At 55.5% G+C, this 18,776-nt stretch carries 14 protein-coding genes and 7 pseudogenes; 7 read left to right on the top strand and 14 right to left on the bottom strand.

Going from position 1 to position 18,776, the window contains the following annotated elements; translation table 11 throughout:
• Positions 1-331: 331 nt before the first annotated feature.
• Positions 332-469 (bottom strand): integrase core domain-containing protein, encoded by a 138-nt coding sequence (locus JZI28_RS21585; protein ID WP_375700196.1) that lies wholly within the window; start codon positions 467-469, stop codon positions 332-334.
• A gap of 14 nt (positions 470-483) precedes the next feature.
• On the opposite strand from JZI28_RS21585, the pseudogene JZI28_RS21580 reads away from it, so the two are divergent.
• A pseudogene (locus tag JZI28_RS21580) lies at positions 484-894 on the top strand (IS110 family transposase); the annotation flags it as partial.
• 39 nt (positions 895-933) lie between these two features.
• Here JZI28_RS21580 and JZI28_RS21575 read toward each other — a convergent pair.
• Positions 934-2,087, bottom strand: a protein-coding gene (locus tag JZI28_RS21575; RefSeq protein ID WP_375700195.1) for an IS3 family transposase whose coding sequence is annotated in 2 segments (ribosomal slippage) — positions 934-1,812 and positions 1,815-2,087 — 1,152 coding nt in all. Because the reading frame shifts where the segments join, the coding sequence is not laid out codon by codon here.
• Between the two features lie 77 nt (positions 2,088-2,164).
• On the opposite strand from JZI28_RS21575, the pseudogene JZI28_RS21570 reads away from it, so the two are divergent.
• Together JZI28_RS21570 and JZI28_RS21565 are read left to right on the top strand one after the other, a co-directional pair.
• Positions 2,165-2,788, top strand: a pseudogene (locus JZI28_RS21570) (IS110 family transposase); the annotation flags it as partial.
• A gap of 319 nt (positions 2,789-3,107) precedes the next feature.
• A pseudogene (locus JZI28_RS21565) lies at positions 3,108-3,890 on the top strand (IS5 family transposase); the annotation flags it as partial.
• Here the strand turns inward: JZI28_RS21565 and JZI28_RS21560 are convergent.
• The 5 genes and pseudogenes from JZI28_RS21560 to JZI28_RS21540 all read right to left on the bottom strand — a co-directional run.
• Positions 3,870-4,919: pseudogene (locus JZI28_RS21560) on the bottom strand (DegT/DnrJ/EryC1/StrS family aminotransferase); the annotation flags it as partial. The pseudogenes JZI28_RS21565 and JZI28_RS21560 sit on opposite strands and share 21 nt — an antisense overlap.
• Complete coding sequence (locus tag JZI28_RS21555) at positions 4,916-5,035, bottom strand: WxcM-like domain-containing protein (RefSeq protein ID WP_375700194.1); 120 nt, start codon at positions 5,033-5,035, stop codon at positions 4,916-4,918. The gene JZI28_RS21555 and the pseudogene JZI28_RS21560, both read right to left, overlap by 4 nt.
• Before the next feature lie 11 nt (positions 5,036-5,046).
• Positions 5,047-5,961 carry an SDR family NAD(P)-dependent oxidoreductase gene (locus JZI28_RS21550; RefSeq protein ID WP_375700193.1) on the bottom strand — a complete coding sequence of 305 codons (915 nt, stop codon included), beginning with the start codon at positions 5,959-5,961 and terminating at the stop codon, positions 5,047-5,049.
• Between the two features lie 18 nt (positions 5,962-5,979).
• Positions 5,980-6,747 (bottom strand): formyl transferase, encoded by a 768-nt coding sequence (locus JZI28_RS21545; RefSeq protein WP_375700192.1) that lies wholly within the window; start codon positions 6,745-6,747, stop codon positions 5,980-5,982.
• A gap of 1,044 nt (positions 6,748-7,791) precedes the next feature.
• A pseudogene (locus JZI28_RS21540) lies at positions 7,792-8,046 on the bottom strand (transposase); the annotation flags it as partial.
• Here JZI28_RS21540 and JZI28_RS21535 point away from each other — a divergent pair.
• Positions 8,040-8,342 (top strand): annotated as a pseudogene (locus JZI28_RS21535) (transposase); the annotation flags it as partial. The pseudogenes JZI28_RS21540 and JZI28_RS21535 overlap by 7 nt on opposite strands.
• 203 nt (positions 8,343-8,545) lie before the next feature.
• Complete coding sequence (locus JZI28_RS21530) at positions 8,546-9,037, top strand: transcription termination/antitermination protein NusG (protein ID WP_375700191.1); 492 nt, start codon at positions 8,546-8,548, stop codon at positions 9,035-9,037.
• A gap of 56 nt (positions 9,038-9,093) precedes the next feature.
• On the opposite strand, the pseudogene JZI28_RS21525 reads toward JZI28_RS21530, so the two are convergent.
• A pseudogene (locus tag JZI28_RS21525) lies at positions 9,094-9,552 on the bottom strand (transposase); the annotation flags it as partial.
• A gap of 253 nt (positions 9,553-9,805) precedes the next feature.
• Here JZI28_RS21525 and JZI28_RS21520 point away from each other — a divergent pair.
• Positions 9,806-10,972 carry a nucleotide sugar dehydrogenase gene (locus tag JZI28_RS21520; RefSeq protein ID WP_375700190.1) on the top strand — a complete coding sequence of 389 codons (1,167 nt, stop codon included), beginning with the start codon at positions 9,806-9,808 and terminating at the stop codon, positions 10,970-10,972.
• Positions 10,973-11,024: 52 nt separating this feature from the next.
• Here the strand turns inward: JZI28_RS21520 and JZI28_RS21515 are convergent, their stop codons facing one another.
• The 6 genes from JZI28_RS21515 to JZI28_RS21490 all read right to left on the bottom strand — a co-directional run bounded on the left by JZI28_RS21515 (position 11,025) and on the right by JZI28_RS21490 (position 16,728).
• Positions 11,025-12,083, bottom strand: coding sequence for an aldolase/citrate lyase family protein (locus JZI28_RS21515; RefSeq protein WP_375700189.1), 1,059 nt, complete (start codon positions 12,081-12,083; stop codon positions 11,025-11,027).
• A gap of 43 nt (positions 12,084-12,126) precedes the next feature.
• Positions 12,127-12,927, bottom strand: coding sequence for a 2-oxo-hept-4-ene-1,7-dioate hydratase (gene hpaH, locus JZI28_RS21510; RefSeq protein WP_375700188.1), 801 nt, complete (start codon positions 12,925-12,927; stop codon positions 12,127-12,129).
• Positions 12,924-13,781 carry a fumarylacetoacetate hydrolase family protein gene (locus JZI28_RS21505; RefSeq protein WP_375700187.1) on the bottom strand — a complete coding sequence of 286 codons (858 nt, stop codon included), beginning with the start codon at positions 13,779-13,781 and terminating at the stop codon, positions 12,924-12,926. Before JZI28_RS21505 ends, hpaH begins: the two co-directional genes overlap by 4 nt.
• 67 nt (positions 13,782-13,848) lie before the next feature.
• On the bottom strand, positions 13,849-14,700 hold the full coding sequence (gene hpaD, locus JZI28_RS21500; RefSeq protein WP_375700186.1) for a 3,4-dihydroxyphenylacetate 2,3-dioxygenase: 852 nt from the start codon (positions 14,698-14,700) through the stop codon (positions 13,849-13,851).
• A 118-nt stretch (positions 14,701-14,818) separates the two neighbouring features.
• Complete coding sequence (gene hpaE, locus JZI28_RS21495; protein WP_375700185.1) at positions 14,819-16,327, bottom strand: 5-carboxymethyl-2-hydroxymuconate semialdehyde dehydrogenase; 1,509 nt, start codon at positions 16,325-16,327, stop codon at positions 14,819-14,821.
• Positions 16,324-16,728: a 5-carboxymethyl-2-hydroxymuconate Delta-isomerase gene (locus JZI28_RS21490; protein ID WP_375700184.1), complete on the bottom strand. Its 405-nt coding sequence runs from the start codon at positions 16,726-16,728 to the stop codon at positions 16,324-16,326. Before JZI28_RS21490 ends, hpaE begins: the two co-directional genes overlap by 4 nt.
• A 400-nt stretch (positions 16,729-17,128) precedes the next feature.
• Here JZI28_RS21490 and JZI28_RS21485 point away from each other — a divergent pair, with 400 nt between their 5' ends.
• Positions 17,129-18,565, top strand: coding sequence for a mannose-1-phosphate guanylyltransferase/mannose-6-phosphate isomerase (locus JZI28_RS21485; RefSeq protein ID WP_375700183.1), 1,437 nt, complete (start codon positions 17,129-17,131; stop codon positions 18,563-18,565).
• The last annotated feature ends 211 nt before the right edge of the window (positions 18,566-18,776 follow it).

The following is an 18,776-nucleotide window of genomic DNA, read 5'->3' as shown; positions in this document are numbered from 1 at the left end:
TTCGAATCTAATAGGCCGGAGTTTCCTAGAGGCTATGATAACGTAGAATAACGGGCGTTTGAGGTTGCCATAGCCGGAAGAGGCCGGAAGAGGCCGGAAGTAACCGGAAGACCGCGGATCAACAGCACCCTTCATCAGGGTTTTGGCATCAGTGGCTGCTTCAACTAGGAGAGAAATGTGCTCATTTGGTTGCTAGCATTTTGCGGTGTATTTGAAGTGGTTCCACTTATTCGGACAGTTTTGCGGCTCAGCTAAGATGTAAGTAATCGGATTGGTATCATGCCGCCTTTAGAGTCCGTTCTGCATCGCAGAATGCGTTGTCTGGGGTTCGCTAGTCCAGAGCGGTGTGAGGTCGCTCATTATTGTAGAAGCTGATCCAGTTTTTGATCACTCGTTTAGCTTGGCTTTGATGATGTAACCGCCCCCCGACGGCATCGATGTGCCAAGGTGGGTCTGCAATGATCCACAAAAAGGAGAGCGGTCATGTCGGATATTATCACAGTCGGACTCGATTTGGCGAAGAATGTATTCCAAGTGCATGGAGCTGACGGCACAGGCCGGGCGGTTCTACGCAAGAAGTTGCGGCGAACGCAGGTTTTGGCGTTTTTCATCCAACTTCCGCGATGCGTGGTTGCGATGGAGGCATGTGGAGGCGCGCATTTCTGGGGCCGTGAGATTGGTAAGTTGGGTCACGAAGTAAGACTAATCCCGCCCGCTTACGTCAAACCGTTCGTAAAACGCCAGAAAAACGATGCTTCGGATGCTGAAGCTATTTGTGAAGCCGCGGTGCGCCCGTCGATGCGTTTCGTTCCGGTGAAGAGCGAAGATGTACAGGGCGCGGCTATGGTCTTCCGGGTCCGGGAACTGCTGATCCGCCAGCGCACACAGGCGATCTGAGCTACTCCCCAATCATTGGACAGTTTCCGGCGTAGATTAGGCTACTTTTTGCTCCTGCTGATCGGTTTGGTTTTCTTCTTTTCTCAGCCAATAGACCACGGCTGGTGGTTTGCCGCCAAGGGCGGAATGAGGACGCTTTTGGTTGTAGAACTCGATCCATTTGCCGACACCCGCTTTGGCTTCCGATCCGGTCTCCCAAGCATGCAGGTAGACGCATTCGTATTTCAGGCTCCGCCAGAGCCGCTCGACAAAGATGTTGTCAAGGAACCGGCCCTTGCCATCCATCGAGATGCGCACGCCGGTTCGGCGCAGCCGATCCGTCCAGGCAAAGGACGTGAACTGGCTGCCCTGATCGGTATTCATGATTTCGGGTGGGCCGAACCTGGCGATGGCCTCGTTCAACGCCTCGACGCAGAAGTCAGCTTCCAGCGTGTTTGATATCCGCCAGGCCAGCACCTTGCGGGTGCGCCAATCCATGATGGCGACCAGATACAGAAAGCCCCTGCGCATTGGCAGATACGTGATGTCGGCGCACCAGACCTGATTGGGGCGCTCCACCCGTAGGCCACGCAGCAGATAGGGATAGGTCTTGTGCCCTTTCGCCGCTTTACTGGTGTTTGGTTTCTGATAGATCGGCATCAAGCCCATCAGCCGCATCAAGCGTCGGATGCGCTTCTCGTTCACCAGATGACCTTCGTTTCGCAGATGCCAAGTCATTTGCCGGACGCCAAAGAACGGTGTTTCCAGAAACTGCTCGTCGATCTGCCGCATCAACATCAGGTTCATCGCCGTCTCGCCCTTGGGCATGTAGTAAAACGATGACCGCGAGATCGACAACAGCTTGCACTGTTTGCCAATTGACAGGTTGGTATTGCCAGGCTCGACCATCTTGCGCCTCACTTGCCGATCCACGGCTTGAGCTTTCGTGACAAAAAATCGTTGGCGACGGCCAGCTCCCCGATCTTCGCGTGCAGTTCTTTGACCTGCTCCTCGTCGATCTCTGGGGGCTTCTTTCCGCCACGCTCGAACACGCCGGACGCGCCTTCCAGAAGCGCCCGTTTCCAGCTGTGGATCATCGTCGGGTGAACGCCAAACTGACTCGCCAGCTCAGCAACAGTCCGCTCGCCCTTCAAAGCCTCAAGCGCAACTTTGGCCTTGAACTCGGGCAAATGGTTCTTCCGTTTCGACATTTCTGATCTCCTCTTCGCCGAAGATCAGCAGACAACAAATCGTAGCTTACGTCAGTGTCCGAAATTCAGGGGGTAGCTCAATCAATGCGCTTCGCGGCCATCTGGCGGAGTTTGGAGAGGTGGTTCCCCAAGGCGCAGCAAACGCAGCACGCCTGAGTGCAATCATAGAGGATCCGGCAAGCGGCTTGCCCGAGGAAGCCCGGGCAACGTTGCTGGTCCTGATCGAGACTAAGACCCGTCTCGACAACCAGATCGCCAAGCTCAACGCCGAGATCAGCCAGCGTGCTAAAGAAAATGAGGTGGCGCGCAGGCTGATGACGATCCCAGGTATTGGACCGTTGATCGCCACGGCTCTGGTTGCACTCGCGCCGCCTTCCGAGACATTCCGTAGAGGGCGCGATTTTGCAGCTTGGCTCGGCCTCGTGCCGCGACAGCATTCGACAGGCGGCAAGCAGCGGCTCGGGGCGACGACAAAGATGGGGGAGCGGTCTTTGCGGCGGTTGCTGATTATTGGAGCCAACAGCGTCATCATAAAGCGGCATGTCCATCCAATGGCACAGCCGGGCACTTGGCTGGGAGGAATGCTGTTGCGCAAGCCGCCAATGCTAGTGCGCGTTGCGCTGGCGAACAAAATGGCGCGGATTGTCTGGGCGCTCATGGTGAAAAAAGAAGTTTACAGAGCTCCGGCTGCGACGGCGTAAGCCGACTGACAGCCGCGAGGACGTCGGAACGGAGGAGGGCAAGGAGTTGTATGGCGCAACGGTCGTGAGACGGGATTGGGAAAACCAGTGTGCAACAGAGTGCCTTTGAGCACGCGGCTTTGATCTGGACCTGATCTTCGAACACCATACGGGCCCGCGACATCTGTGAGGTCGCATCATGAGGCCGGACATATGTCAGCACCCGACGACGCGCCAAAATCAGCTCTGAAGATACCTCTTGCGTTAGGGGCGGTTACATATGTTGCACAAATGGGTTGATGGGATTCACTGTATGAATCCAGCGTGATAGCTGCAGGGGATGAGCAGCTGGTCCCCTACTAAATATAAGACCAAGAATTGGTCGTCTTACAATGACAGTTTGAAGCGGCGCGGATCGTTGTCGGTCTGGTTTGATCCAGAGATGGTGTGGACGCCGCCGCCAAACGGCAAACGCGGTCGGCAACAGCAATTCAGTGACGCCGCTATTCAAACGTGTCTGATGCTCAAAGTCCTTTTCGGCATGCCGCTCCGCCAGACAACCGGGTTCGTTCAGAGCTTGCTGCAGTTGGTCGGGCTTGATTGGTCAGTGCCGGATTTCAGCACTCTTTGCCGCCGCCAGAAAACGCTGAACGTGAGCCTGCCCTATCGTGGCGGTGCTGGCCCGTTGAATCTTCTTATCGATAGCACGGGGATCAAGGCCGAGGGTGAAGGCGAGTGGAATGCACGTAAGCATGGCGGCTCTAAACGCCGCATATGGCGCAAGATACACATAGGTATCGACGAAGAAACGCTGGAAGTGCGGGCAGTCGAAGTCACGGGCAGCAACATCGGGGATGCTCCCGTGCTGCCCGAACTCCTGAACCAAATCCCGCTTGATCAGGACATCGGCAGCGTCACCGCAGACGGGGCGTATGACACGCGTAAATGTCACGAGGCAATTGCCGCCCGAGGTGCCCATGTAGTGATCCCGCCACGCAAGAATGCAAAGCCCTGGAAGCCCACCAGCGCCGGAGCAATTGCCCGCAACGATGCGGTCAATGCACAACGATATCTGGGCCGCACGGTGTGGCGACACTGGAGCGGATATCTGCGGCCCAATCGGCAGACTTAACACCTCACCCGCCATTTGGCGTGCAAGCGGAAAAGCGTCAGCGGTCATGCACAGCTCTGCATAGGCTTCCTGCATATGCGGAGGGATCGGGTAGTGGATCAAAGTGCCGATATCAGCTGCTCCAAGGCGCTGTTGCAGCGCATCCCGTTCGCTGCTGCGAACGATATACAGATGCCACACAGGATCGGCCCAGTCGGGAACATGGGGCAGGATCAGCCCGCTGTTTTCCAGCCCTTTGGTATAGAAGTCCGCGATCGTCCGGCGACGGTCTGTCCACTCGTCAAGATGTTTTAGCTTCACCCGCAGCACTGCCGCCTGGATCGGATCAAGGCGCGAGTTCACGCCCTGCACCTCGTTCACGTATTTCACGCGGCTGCCGTAGTTGCGGAGCACTTGAACTTTGTCCGCGAGGTCGGCGCGGTTCGTGGTGATGGCACCACCATCGCCCAGGGCGCCAAGGTTCTTGCCGGGGTAAAAGCTCCAGCAGACAATATCGCCATGAGCGCCGATGCGCTGGCCCTTGTAGCGTGCGCCATGCGCTTGTGCTGCATCCTCGACCACGGCGATACCGTGTTCCCGCGCAAGGGTGAGGATCGGATCCATATCGGCGGGCTGGCCATACAGATGGACCGGCAACAGAACCTTTGTCTGCGGTGTGATCGCGGCGGCGATCCGGGCGGGGTCAATGTTATGGGTCGCGGGATCGGGTTCGACCGGCACCGGTGTGGCACCGACTGCGGACACCGCCAGCCATGTAGCGATATAGGTGTTGGACGGTACTATCACCTCGTCGCCTGGACCAACATCCAGCGTGCGCAACGCAAGGATCAGCGCATCCAGCCCATTGGCAAGACCGACAGCATGTTTGGCCTCGCAGTATTCGGCCCATTCAGCCTCAAAGGCATCAACCTCAGGCCCAAGGATGTACCAGCCACTATCCAGCACGCGCATGACGGCTGTATCGATTTCCGGCTTGAGTTCTCGGTAGGATGCGCCAAGGTCGAGGAAAGGGATTTTCAATTTACGCCCTCGTTTACCGCGACGATGAAATCATCATAGTCGCGGAAATAGTCAGCTTCATCATAGGGGTGTGAGGCCAGAACCATGCAAACCGCACCTTGGCTAAAGCTGTCCATTTCGCGCCAGATCAGACGATTGATGTAGAGACCCTTACATCGCCGGTTTGCATGCCCATGTAATTCCGCTCGGCCTTTTGCCCGAGGCAGTCTTCGATGGCGTCGACAAAATCAAGCAAGCGCACCTTGTCGGAATTACCGATGTTCACCACGCGGTAGGGGGCAACAGGCGACAGGCTGTCACCCTCGGGCACCACACCATCGGCCGAACGCACGGGCACCGCATCAATCAGCAGCCGGATTGCGCGGACCAGGTCATCGACATAGGTGAAGTCGCGGTACATATCGCCATTGTTATAAATATCAATCGGACGACCATCGAGCATAGCATCGACGAACTTGTACAGGGCCAAATCTGGCCGACCCCACGGTCCATAGACGGTAAAAAACCGGAACATCGTGGTTGGCAGATCGTAGAGGTGGGCATAGGCATGCCCCATGCTCTCCGAGGCTTTCTTGGTGGCAGCATAAATCGTCAGCTGCGTGTCAGCTTTTTCGGTTTCAATGAATGGCATTTCTACGTTCGCACCATAGACCGAGGACGTCGAAGCCATCATCAGGTGCTGGACTTTGAGGCGACGCGCGGCCTCCATCACATTGAATGTACCGATAATATTGCTGTCGAGATAGGCGCGCGGGTTCTCTAAACTGTAGCGGACGCCAGCCTGGGCAGCGAGGTGGACAATCACGTCTGGTTCAAAATCATCAGCTATCTTGTCGAACAAAACCTGATCTTCCAGCATGCCCTCGGTCGCCGAGAAATTGGCATCCTGCAGTAGCATCTGGTGACGGCGCTGCTTTAGCGTTACGTCGTAATAATCGGTCATCCCGTCATAGCCGTGTACGCGGAAGCCCTCAGAAAGAAGAAGCTTGGCGAGGTGAAAGCCAATGAACCCAGCGGTTCCGGTGATAAGAATACGTTTCATGTTTTACTTCCAATTCGGCTAACGGATACCTTTGATGCGACCTACGAGGTACGTCCAGATTGTGGGGTGGAACCACTGACGGCTAAACACACTGTCTACCTCGAGGGTCTTAGGTAGATGCCCTCGGCTAAGCTCGGTGAGCACACGCTGCAGCGCGCCAAAGGAGGCCGCTTGTTGAAGCACAGGGAAACTCGCGAAATTATCCTTCGTGTCTGGAGTCACTCGTTCGTGTGCCAGAACTGAGCCTGTGTCGACGCCGCGATCAACTAAGTGCAATGTCACTCCAAAGTTAGCAGGGTCATTGCATCTCAGAGCCCAGTATCCTCCATGTACACCTCGATAGTTCGGCGTGATTCCAGCATGAGTATTGATAAAGGGAACTTTCACTGCATCAAGTGTGTTTTTTCCTATAATGCGAGTACCATTCACAAGCACTACGTCCGGTTCTCGTTTCCTTAAAAGACCTTCTACAACGGGGTGGTTAACCTGAGGAACCGCGATGATAGGAGTGGAATGATTGACTTCACTCCGGAGCCCGTATTGTTCAAGGATCTTGCCTTGACGCTCAACAGCGTTCCTGCGCAAAAACGGCATCACGGCCACAATGAATGCAATCTGTCCCACTGTTTCCAAAAATCCTAGGCGATGTAGCCTGTAGCGAAGCATTTTCCCACGGGATACTTTCGACTCAATTATCGCCTCGACGTTTGAATATCCTTGGTCTTCAAGCCAATTCAAGAGGATGTTCGTGGACATGCCAGGACCAGCAAGCACCGAAATCTTCATGACGGATCAGCCATACTATTCGACACCATCCCATACTCATTTTGTAATTGTTGAAAGTGGACAATGATTTGGGAATGATCAGCGTTTCGGAACCGTAAGAGGCTGGGCCAGAACGGGTCAACTGATCGGAACAGGGCTGCCCCAGAGTAGGTCTCAACGTCCCAGTTCGAGGCCGGGGTGAGCTACACTGTGCCAGTGTGGTCATTTTTGAAAATGTGATCACTATCAAAATTCGGATCTCGTTAAACAGGAAAAAACTACCAGAGGGTAGCGGCAAACAAACAGCTCTTGTGTTCGTTGCTCAGGAAAAATCATAGGTCAAAAAGTGCTGCGGAGGTTCCGCTCATCTAAAGGTTAGGGTGTTGAAAAGACAATGTGTTTCTTACTCAGTTGGGTGTCTTTTCTCTCTCCCACACGCATCGATTGCTGTGTCTTAGCTCAAGGAGCCAACGCCAAACACCCGATAACGCACAATAGCGGGCTTGCGGTGCACTCTGTAGCTGTAACAGGGATCGCATTAATTGTCGAGCTGCTAGGGTCAGATACTCCGTAGGTGAAGTGTCTCTCAACTCCAGTTTGGTCAAAGAGCACCATCACATAAGTTAATGATCTGCATAGCTACCGCATCGGAGGTCGCTCTCGCGGTCCGGAAAAGCATCGCAAATACAAATGCGTGTCTGTCCCTAACAGTCTTGAAGTAAAGTTCAAGCGTTGATTACAAGTCTAGGCATTTATCAGCCAACTTCCATGATGCGTCGTCGTGATAGAGGTATGTGGTGCTGCAAGTTTCTGGGTAGGGAAGGTGGCTAAGCATGGCCATGATGCAAAAGTGATCGCGCCGCAGAACCCCGAGGGGCGTTTTGTCGAGCCGAAATTGGACGGTCAGCAGGCCTGCGCTGTTTTGTTCCGGGGTCAGGGCGCGTTTCCTCCGTTCCCGGTATTGAACTTTACTTCGTTTCTCTGAATAGCGAGCCGCTATGGAACGCGCTCTAACCAAACAATGAGGTCTGGTTCTTTAGGCTCTATACTCATTGACTTTCAAAGTCAGTAGATGACGGTGTCCGCGAGAGCGATGGCTGACAGGAAGACCATTGGGCACCTGTCGTAACGGGTCGCAATACGCCTCCAGCCCTTGAGCTTGTCGAACATGATTTCGATCCGGTTACGGCGTTTGTAGTGTCGCCTGTCGTACTTGACGGGCTTCCTACGTTGTCTTCGCCCCGGGGTTCATGCAGGTATCCCTTTGCCTTGTAATGCTTCTCTGAACCAATCAGCGTCATATCTGCGGTCCCGGAGCAGCAGCGTTGCTGAGCAGTTTGCCGGATGCGGAATGGTTGCTCGCCGACCGAGGTTATGATGCTGATTGGTTCAGAGAAGCCTTGTCAGACAGGGGCACAAGGCCCTGCATCCCGGGTCGAAAGTCCCGCAACAAGGTCGTTAGATACCACAAACGCCGTTACCGACGCCGCAATCGTATCGAACGCATGTTTGGTAGGCTCAAAGACTGGCGACGCGTCTCAACCCGCTATGATCGTTGCCCCAAGGTCTTCCTGTCAGCCATCGCTCTCGCGGCCACCGTCATATTTTGGTTATGAGTCCTGAGCCTAGAAGTGCAGCGATAGAATTTCCGCATATTAGCAGCATTTTAGTCTACACTTGAAGGTGGATTTTAACGTTTATAATGACATAAACCGCGCGTCGGCTTGAAACTCTCTTTGACTTGCGGGAATACTTGGGGGCAAAGGTAGATCAAAAATCAATATGGTGTGTTATGCAGCTAGACGCGCAAGACTGGCATGTGGCCCAGATCAAACCCAATGGTTTTCAACTGGCACAACAACATCTTCTCCGCCAAGGCTTCACCTGCTTCGGTCCGACTCAGCGGGAGCGTCGTCACCTAGCTCAGCTCCAAAAGAGCAAGCAAGTTGTGCGCCCTTTGTTCCCCGGTTATCTTTTTGTCCAGTTTTCCGCTGACCAACCGGGTTGGCAGTCCATTAATTCAACACGTGGTGTCTCGCGTTTACTTTTGCAGGGTCGGAACAAACTGCAAGCCTTGCCTTCCCCTTTTATGGCGGGATTGTTGGCGCGGTGTGATGAGGCCGGGATTTTGATCGAGACCGAAGATTTTAAGCCAGGAGACAGGGTGCGTCTTCTTTCTGGCCCCTTCGCAGATTTTGTCACTACGGTTGAAAGTTTTGAATCTCAAGAACGTCTCCGGGTGCTCTTTGATCTAATGGGAAGAGAAATCCGCGTCAGTGTACCTGCGGTATCGGTGGCACGATCACAATAGTACTGGCTAAAAACTCTTGGTTTTTGGAACCCCTATCCCTTCGCTTTTAAGGCTTACCGAAACCAAACGGCGTTAAATCCTCGATCCCCGAGCGGTCTTTCCACCTTTGGCACATTATTCATCAAAGCTCGGGTGCCGATGAAATCGCTGAACTGTTCTGAGGTCACGAACAGGTTCAGAGAGCGTCCCTGGCTATCGCAGATGGCATTCTGGCCAATCAGGCGTTTACGCCCCATTTTTTGATGCCCAAGCGGCGGTCTTTAGGTAGATGGCGTCGATCATCACAGTCTTTTCTTCTCCGTGTTGGGCGGCCAGGCCGGCCATCATACGGGCAAAGATTCCCTTTTCGCTCCTCCGTTTCCAACGGTTGTACAGCGTTCTATGCGGGCCATAAGCTGGGGCATCGCGCCATCGTAAGCCATTGCGGTTTATGTAGATAATGCCGCTCAGCACGGGGCAGTCATCCAGCGTGGCTTTCCATCGGACTTTGGAAAGTAAGGCTCAAGACGCGCCATCTACTCGTCGCTTAACCAAAAAAAGGATCTGGCCTGTTCAGGGTTCGTTTTTCCGATCCCTGAATCACTTCACCACTCTGAAATCAATGGGTCCTTATCCTACGACCACCTCTATCCGTCTCCCTATGGTTCCACGACTGCCAAGCAAAGCGTCTAAGAATCAAGGGGCAACTCAACTTGGAAAAACGAATTGGATAGTTTCATGGTTTCTAATACATGTTCGGTTGAATAGTTTGAGATTTATAGGTGTGTAATGAAGATTGCCGTTGCTGGTATTGGATATGTTGGTCTTTCGAACGCCGTGTTGTTGGCTCAAAATCATCAGGTGACTGCTGTGGACGTGACAAAAGGGCGGGTTGATATGATCAATGCCCGTGAATGTCCTATCGTTGATGCGGAGCTAGAAGCTTTCCTCGCCGACAAGCCCTTGCAGTTGGAAGCAACGCTGGACACAGAGGTGGCCTATCGTGATGCGGAATTTGTGATCATTGCGACACCAACCGACTATGACACCGACAATAACTATTTTGACACCTCTAGTGTTGAGGCGGTGATCAGTCAGGTTTTGCAGGTTAATCCTCAGGCTATGATCGTCATCAAATCCACCATCCCGGTTGGATTTGTTCAGCGATTGCGGGATGAACTTGGTATAAATAATCTGATGTTCTCGCCTGAGTTCCTGCGCGAAGGTCAGGCGCTTTATGACAACCTGCATCCCTCGCGGATCATTGTCGGCTCACAAAGCGAGGCCGCGCGCAGATTTGCCGATCTGTTGATCGAAGGGGCCGTTAAAAAGGATGTTCCGGTTCTCTTTACCGATCCCAGCGAGGCCGAGGCGATCAAGCTTTTTGCCAATACCTACCTTGCCATGCGGGTGGCGTTTTTTAATGAGCTGGACAGCTATGCGATGGCGGGCGGTATGGAGGCACGGCAGATCATCGAGGGCATCGGCTATGACCCTCGTATTGGCAGTCACTACAACAATCCCTCCTTTGGCTATGGCGGCTACTGCTTGCCCAAGGATACCAAGCAGCTCCTGGCGAATTACTCGGAGGTGCCGCAGAACCTGATCCGCGCCATTGTCGATGCCAATCACACGCGCAAGGATTTCCTTGCGGAGCAGATCATCGCCAAGGCGCCCAATGTGGTGGGCATCTACCGTCTGGTGATGAAGGCGGGGTCAGATAATTTCCGCCGCTCCTCGATCCAGGGCATCATGAAGCGGATCAAGGCCAAGGGCATCAAGGTCGTAGTCTATGAGCCGGTCTTGCAAGAGGATGAATTCTTTGGCTCAGCCGTGGTGCGGGATCTGCAGGCCTTTAAGCAGGTGTCGGATGTCATCGTGGCCAACCGGGTGACCGATGACATCCGTGATGTTGAGGCCAAGATCTTTACCCGCGATCTGTCGGGCACCGACTAAGCCCTGCGTAGTTTGGCGTGACTGCCCCAGCACAATGGCTGGGGCAGGTAATTTATTCCACCCATTCAACCGAGAGTTCTTCGCGAAAGGCAAAGCGCACCAGGTGATCCGCGATGACCTTTTTCCAGCGCTCCAGATCGCCGCGTGGTCCCGTGGTGGCGGTGATTTCCAGCCGATCTGCTGAGGCGCTCAGTTCAACCCGGTTGCCACTGTCAAACGTAATGCTGCCCTGGATGGCATCAAAGTCTGTCGTGGCTTTGTGCGACCAGTGGTTGCACAGCTGTTGCAGGTAACGGCTGGCGCTCTCAGTTGTGGCGCTGCCAGTGGCAACGTGGTCCGGCAGCAAAGCCAGTGCCGCCTTCGCCGTGTTGCGCATAGCAGCGGCAAACAAGGTGACATCGATATTGGTGGCGACAAAGGTCGCGCCGACATCAAGGCAGGCCCGCTGCATCTCTGGGTCCAGAGTCAAAATACCGCCTGCCTTGCCCGAAGCGACAATCTTGCCCATGGACTCCATCACGGCGGCCTTGACTTCGGGTGCGCCGGCATTGCCGATGAACCCCATATCGGCGGCCAGATCGGATGGGCCGATAAAGACCCCGTCGACACCCTCGACCTGCAGGATCTCATCCAGCGCTGCCATGCCCGCGCGGTTTTCCACCTGCACCAGCAGGCAGATCTCGGCATCTGCGGTTTGCAGATAGTCGGGAATGGCCGAAAAATTTGAGGCGCGGGCCAGGGCGGAGCCAACGCCGCGCACGCCATGGGGTGGATAGGTGACAGCGCGGACCAGTTCTCGTGCCTGGTCGGCGCTTTCGACCATGGGGATCAGCAGGGTCTGGGCGCCAGCATCCAGATACTGTTTGATCATCCAGGTTTCACCAATAGTGGGGCGGACGATGGCATGGCTGTCAAACCCCGCCAGAACCTGCATCTGCGCGGTGATTGAGCGTAGATCATTGGGGGCATGTTCCGCATCTATCAACAGCCAGTCAAACCCTGCCCCGGCGCTGATCTGGGCCACGTAAGGATCTGCCAGACCCAACCAGCAGCCCATCTGAGGCTTTCCGGCTTTGAGTGCGGCTTTGAACGGGTTGTGGGGTGCGGGCATTGGCTTATGTCCTTATGCGATAAGATGTGATGTAACAGGAGCCTTAGGCGAAGCGAATGTCAACTGAACCAAAGGCGCCAAAGTCAGCGTGAATATCCGTGCCTGACGGGCACTCAACAGGGCGGATAAAACTGCCAGAGAGGATCACCTGACCAGGTTCAATGCTCTGACCATACTGCGCCATGCGCCGCGCCAACCAGACAACGCTTTCCACCGGGTCATTCAGAACGCCTGCGCCCAGACCGGTTTCTTCCACTTCGCCGTTGCGCGATGTGATGGCTCCGACCCAGCGCAGATCATGGGCGTCAACGGCGTGGCGTTCGCGGCCCAGCACGATCCCTGCATTGGCGGCGTTGTCGCTGATGGTGTCAAAGACACTGCGGGTCTGACCGGTTTCAGGATCTGCCCGCCGAATGCGCGTATCCAGGATCTCGATCGAAGGCGTCACGTAGTCGGTGGCGGCAATGACGTCATCACGGGACACATCTCCGCCGCCAATGGAGGCTTTCATCACAAAGGCGATCTCAGCCTCAATGCGGGGCTGAATAAACCGCCCAGCAGGAACGGTTTCACCCGTCTCAAACAGCATGTCATCAAACAGGATGCCGCTGTCAGGGATATCGATATTGAGCGCATATTGCATCGCCTTTGAGGTGAGGCCGATTTTCCAACCGATCACCTTTTGGCCTGCCTCCAGTTTGGCGCGGTAGATTGCGTTTTGCACTGCATAGGCATCATCCATGCCCATTTCGGGATGGCGTTTGGTCAGCAGACCGATCTGCTGACCAGTGGTTTCCGCGTTTAGCAGATCAGCAGCAGCCTGAGCGTGATCCTGAGGCGTCATGGGAGCACCTCGTCTTCAACACCATTGCGCAGGGTGCCGATGCCTTCGACCTCAACCTCGACCACATCGCCGGGTTTCAAATAGCGCGGCGGATCAAAGCGGGCACCGGCCCCGGTAGGGGTGCCGGTGATGATGATATCGCCAGGCTGCAGGGTCATGAATGTGGAGATATATTCAATCTCGCGGCGGATCGGGAACATCATCCGTGACAACACATCGTCCTGACGGACTTCGCCGTTGACTCGGGTGATGATGCGCGCGTCATCCAGCTGTTTGGCGTCGGTAAAGGGCACCAACCAGGGGCCGATGGAACCGGAGCTGTCCCAGTTTTTGCCTTGGGTTACGTTGAATTTGGCATGGCGTACCCAGTCGCGAATGGTGCCCTCATTACAGAGCGTCAGCGCGGCGATATGGTCATAGGCGTCGTCCTGAGCAATGCGGCGGCCGCCTTTGCCGATTACGATGGCAACTTCGCCCTCGTAATCCAGGGTGTGGTTTTCCGGCGGGCGCACCAGATTGCGTTCGTGGCCTGTAAAGCCGCTGGCGAAGCGAGGAAACAGCGACATGTATTTCGGCTGTGCACTGCCGTCTTTATATTCAGCATTGCGATCTGGGAAGTTTACGCCAACACACAGAATGCGTGGGGCATTGGGCAGCACCATCTCATAGATGAAATCGGTATGGCTGACAGGCATGTCTGCCGCCAGTTTCTCAAGCTCTGCCAGGCCACCTGCCGCAATCACTTCGTAAAGCGTTGCCCATTGAGGGCAGGTGTCATTCAGGGCGATCATGCCGGCGTCGGTTACGGCGCCAAAGAAGGTTTTTCCCTCGGCTGTATAGGTTGCAAAACGCATCTGGTTCCTCCTCCACAGGCAGGCCTTGCGGCGCTCCCTTGGGTACTATTGTTGATGAGATGCCCGGTTAGACCGGGAAGATCACATTGGTCTGACCGGTGCCCGATGAGGGGAAGTATTCTGTCAGAACTTCGCATTTGCCATCGTAGTTGTCCCAGCCAAGGGCTCCATAAAGCATTGCCGTGTCATGCATTGAGCCTTCGCCACAGCAGAATTGAGCATATTCGCCGAGCATTTTGAGGAAGGTGGCATGATCGCCCTGCTTCCACATCTCCAGCACATGAAGGTCCATTTGGCGGTTAAACTCGGAGGAGATGGTAAAGGTGCCATTGTTGGCGGCATAGTCTTTATTGGCCCAGATCTTGTGGCTGAGACTGCCCGAAGCGACGAGCAGAACCTTTTCATCTGAAGCTTCAATGGCTTCGCGGATGGCTTCGCCGACGATGCGGCTTTCATCGTGATCATGCACCGTGGCCCAGGCGGCGACGGAGACCACCTTCATATCGTGCTCACGGCTCATGAAGCGCATGGGTACCAGGGTGCCATACTCCAGCTCGAGACTGTCGAGTTGGTGGCACAGCGTATAGGCGCCACGATCGGTGGCGGCTTTGGCAATGGCTTCGCCCAGTTCTGGGTTGCCGTCATAGGCGTAGGGCAAGTTTTGAATGAATTGAGGGAACTCATTCGACGTGAACAGCCCCTCGAAATGTTTGTTGGCGTTAATGTGGAAGCCTGCATTGATCACCCAATGGGTGTCGCAGATCACCACCGTGGTGGCGCCGAGTGCCTTGGCGCGTCGCGCGATTTCGCGGTGGCCATCAATGGCCGCCTGACGTTTGCCTTTGACCGGGCCCTCCTGCTCGGACATGAGCATGGTTGGGACATGGGTCATTTTGGCGGCGAGAACGATTTCTCCCATTGGGATTCCTCCTTAATGTATAACCGGGGAGGGGCCAGCCCCTCGATTTCAAATTGACATTTTAAATCTCACCCCGGGATATTTTTGGCCACAGGAAGCCAGAGTCAGGTGGTGGACCTCAGGCGCCCAGACGGGTGATTTTGTGCTGCCCGGTGGCAAAGCCGATGTGTTTTTGTTCCATGTAGAAATCAAAGCTCCAGTCGCCACCATCGCGGCCGATGCCGCTGGCTTTGACCCCGCCAAAGGGGGTGGGCAGGTGGCGTACGTTTTCTGAGTTTACCCAGATCATGCCCGCCTCCAATTGATCGGTGAATCGCAGGGCGCGGGTGAGGTCGCTGGTCCAGAGATAGCCGGTGAGGCCATATTGGGTGTCATTGGCCAGCTCCAGCGCTTCTTCCTCGGTGCTGAAGGGAATGGAGGTGAGCACGGGGCCAAAGATTTCTTCCTGGGCGATGCGCATCTGATTGTTGGCCTCTGTAAAGAGGGTGGGGCGGACAAAATAGCCCTCGTCGCCCAGTTTGGTTCCGCCAGCGGCCACGGTGGCCCCATCGGCCACTGCGATGTCAAAGTAGGAGGTCACCTTGTTGTAGTGTTCCTCGCTGATCAGGGGGCCAATTTCGTTGGCGGGATCCAGCGGGTGGCCGACTTTGATATTATTGACGCGTTCCACCAGCCTAGCCTCGAACTCTGCGCGGATTGTATCCTGCACCAGCAGCCGCGAGGAGGAGGTGCAGCGTTCGCCGTTGATAGAATAAATCATAAAGATCACCGCATCCAGCGCCCGGTCGAGATCGGCGTCGTCAAAGACGATGACCGGGTTTTTGCCGCCCAGTTCCAGGTGCATGCGCTTGAGCGTATCGGCGCCCTGTTTGGTGATGATCGAGCCGGTGCGGCTCTCGCCGACAAAGGCAATGGCCTTGATGGCGGGATGTTCGGTCAGCCGTTTGCCCGCATCGTGGCCATAGCCGTTGACGGTGTTGAGCACACCAGGGGGCAGACCGGCCTCTTCGGCGATTTCGACCAGCAGACGTGCGGTCAGCGGGCTGTCTTCGGCTGGTTTATGGACCACGGTGCACCCCGCTGCGAGGGCCGGGGCGATCTTCCATGTCGACAGCATGAAGGGGGTGTTCCAGGGCGTGATGACACCAACCGGACCGATGGGTTTGCGGGTGGTGATGTTCATCAAGGTGGGCGATTGTAGGTGTTGGCCATCGCGGGCCTGTACCACCTGGTCGGCAAAGTAGCGGAAGTTTTCGGCGCCACGCAGGGCGGCCTTTGACATGAATTTCAGGGTCTGGCCGGTGTCCCAGCATTCGCACAGCGCGATTTCTTCGGCGCGGGCCTCGATGCCTTCGGCGACGCGGATCAGGATCTTTTTGCGCTCTATTGCTGGCATGTCACGCCAGGCAGGGAAGGCGGCTTTGGCGGCTTCTGCGGCCATGTCGATATCCGCGTCAGAGCCACGGGCCACATCGCAGATGATCGACTTGTCTACGGGTGAAATCGACTGGAAGATACCAGCCGAGCCGGAATGGTCTTCTCCGGCGATACGGTTCTGGATGCCGGTTTCTTGGAAGCGGGCCAGAAAGCCACTTAGCTTTGTGATATTGTTGTTCAGGGCAGTCATGAGGATACCTCCAGCGAAGGGCGACCAAGATGGGCGCGAATTGAGCCGGTTTTGGGGGAAAGATCGGGGTCGATGTCGCGCATTTCCAGCGAAAGGGCGATGGAATGGGTGGCGATGGCGGGGGATAGAAAACTTTGTGCGGCGTCAAAAATGCGCTGTGTGGCATCTTGCTTGACCTCAGGCGTACGACCGGCGCGCAGGCGGATTGAGATATCTACAAAGCCGTGTTTGGGGTCGCCGTCCGCAATGGCATAGTGATCCGCGCGGATGGCGCGCACCCGGACGCCAGCCAGGGGGAATGTGTCGATTTCAACTGCGGTGGCGCGAATATGTTCGCACAGCGCCGTGACATCCACAATCTGTTCCAGATTTCCTGAGTATTCGATCTGAAAATGGGGCATCCCGCAACCTTTACATGTTAAGCAAAGGCACCATAGCCAGTGATGCTTTGAGTTGTCAATAATAATTAACATCGCAACTAAAATGACAAAGCAGCTTCGGTGTCATCACCCGCCGTTTCATCCCTGGGGGTGGTGATGTGAGTCTTTGGTTGCACAGACAAACCAACATCATGTTGTGGTCTTATTATTGTGGTTCTGGGGTATCGGAGGGTATGGAAGTGAGAATGCTGATGAAACGATCAGGCGATGAGTTGGGCTGTGGCACAGATACCTGTATCCTGGCGCATCTCGGCGGACCAACTTTGATCAAGCTGGGTATAAATCTTGATCATACTTTCGCTTGGTTTTTGCGGCAGGATGCTGATGATCAGCACAGCAGGCGGTTTTGAAGGACGGATCTATGATTACACCAATTTTGCTTTGCGGTGGTTCCGGCACCCGGCTTTGGCCTTTGTCGCGCAAGAGCTATCCAAAACAATTTGTGCCTCTGGTGGGGGAAACAACTCTGTTTCAGGCCTCGGCGCAGCGGCTTTCGGGGGCAGAGTTTGGTGCCCCGATGGTGCTGACCAATTCCGATTTTCGCTTTATTGTGACCGAACAACTGGCCAGCGTTGGCATTGATCCCGGCGCCATCCTGATTGAACCCGCCGGGCGCAACACGGCTCCTGCGGTTCTGGCGGCGGCACTGTATCTGGCTCAATCTGACCCCGAGGCGCTGATGTTGGTGGCACCTTCGGATCATGTGGTGCCCGATGACGCGGCCTTTCGTGCTGCGGTGGCTGCTGGGGCAGATGCGGCCAAACAGGGCCAGATCGTCACCTTTGGGATCAAGCCCACCCATGCTGAAACCGGCTATGGCTATCTTGAACTCACCGGCGATCCCGGCGATTTTTCCCCTCGCGCTATTGGTCTTAAACGTTTTGTCGAGAAACCCGATGCAGCGACAGCTGAGGCAATGCTGGCCTCTGGCAATTTCTTGTGGAATGCCGGGATCTTTTTGTTTTCGGTCAAGACCATGCTTGCGGCCTTTGCTGCCCATGCTGCTGATCTGGTGGCCCCGGTTGAGGCGGCGATTAAAGCGGGCGAAAATGACCTTGGCTTTTTCCGGCTGGACCCTGCCGCCTGGGAGGCGCTGGACGATATCTCGATCGACTATGCAGTGATGGAGAAAGCCGACAATCTGACGGTGGTGCCCTTTGCGGCAGGCTGGTCTGACCTGGGCGGCTGGGATGCGGTCTGGCGCGAAAGCCAGGCCGATGCCAATGGCGTGGTTGCCAGCGGCAATGCTACGGCGATTGACTGTCGCGACAGCCTGCTGCGGTCAGAAGATGACAGCCTGGCAGTTGTGGGCATTGGCTTGCAGGATGTGATTGCAGTGGCGATGCCGGATGCGGTGCTGGTGGCGGATGCCTCTCGTGCGCAGGATGTGAAGCTGGCCGTGGCCGCGCTGAAGGAAAAAGGCGCAAAACAGGCCACCGAGTTCCCGATGGATCATCGCCCCTGGGGCTGGTTTGAGAGCCTGGTTGTGGGCGAACGGTTCCAGGTGAAACGTATCCATGTGCACCCCGGCGCGGCGCTGTCCTTGCAAAGCCATCATCACCGCTCAGAGCATTGGATTGTGGTGGAGGGCACCGCCAAGGTGACGGTGGATGATGAGGTGAAACTGGTGACAGAGAACCAATCGATCTATATCCCGCTGGGGTCTGTACACCGGATGGAGAACCCCGGAAAACTGCCGATGGTTCTGATCGAAGTACAGACCGGCAGCTACCTTGGTGAAGATGACATCATCCGCTACGAGGATGTCTACGCCCGTGGCCAAGGAGCCAAAGGGTAATTCAATAATGCGGCGCATCTGCGGGACTGGTGCCCATTGCCTTGAGATGCAGCGCTAACCTGAAAGTTCAGCGACAGGCCCCCAAAACTGGATCCCGTCGCTGTGCAGTTCTTATGGCAGGCTAAAAGTTCTGCCAGGGTTCAATTTCTGCGTTGCCACGGTGCTTAGTGCAGCGGCAAAAACCTCGCCTCCCGCGTCTCCTTCGTCTGTC

This window comes from Pseudophaeobacter sp. TrK17 (genome assembly GCF_042192375.1).
Taxonomy (GTDB): domain Bacteria; phylum Pseudomonadota; class Alphaproteobacteria; order Rhodobacterales; family Rhodobacteraceae; genus Pseudophaeobacter.
Note: the sequence above shows the minus strand (reverse complement) of the source record. Positions and strands in the feature narration are given on the sequence as shown.

Coding starts and splice junctions, on each gene's coding strand:
- JZI28_RS21555 (WP_375700194.1), bottom strand. CDS start 5,035: ATGGACAGCTTTAGCCAAGGTGCGGTTTGCATGGTTCTGGCCTCACAC.
- JZI28_RS21550 (WP_375700193.1), bottom strand. CDS start 5,961: ATGAAACGTATTCTTATCACCGGAACCGCTGGGTTCATTGGCTTTCAC.
- JZI28_RS21545 (WP_375700192.1), bottom strand. CDS start 6,747: ATGAAGATTTCGGTGCTTGCTGGTCCTGGCATGTCCACGAACATCCTC.
- JZI28_RS21520 (WP_375700190.1), top strand. CDS start 9,806: ATGAAGATTGCCGTTGCTGGTATTGGATATGTTGGTCTTTCGAACGCC.
- JZI28_RS21515 (WP_375700189.1), bottom strand. CDS start 12,083: ATGCCCGCACCCCACAACCCGTTCAAAGCCGCACTCAAAGCCGGAAAG.
- hpaH (WP_375700188.1), bottom strand. CDS start 12,927: ATGACGCCTCAGGATCACGCTCAGGCTGCTGCTGATCTGCTAAACGCG.
- JZI28_RS21505 (WP_375700187.1), bottom strand. CDS start 13,781: ATGCGTTTTGCAACCTATACAGCCGAGGGAAAAACCTTCTTTGGCGCC.
- hpaD (WP_375700186.1), bottom strand. CDS start 14,700: ATGGGAGAAATCGTTCTCGCCGCCAAAATGACCCATGTCCCAACCATG.
- hpaE (WP_375700185.1), bottom strand. CDS start 16,327: ATGACTGCCCTGAACAACAATATCACAAAGCTAAGTGGCTTTCTGGCC.
- JZI28_RS21490 (WP_375700184.1), bottom strand. CDS start 16,728: ATGCCCCATTTTCAGATCGAATACTCAGGAAATCTGGAACAGATTGTG.
- JZI28_RS21485 (WP_375700183.1), top strand. CDS start 17,129: ATGATTACACCAATTTTGCTTTGCGGTGGTTCCGGCACCCGGCTTTGG.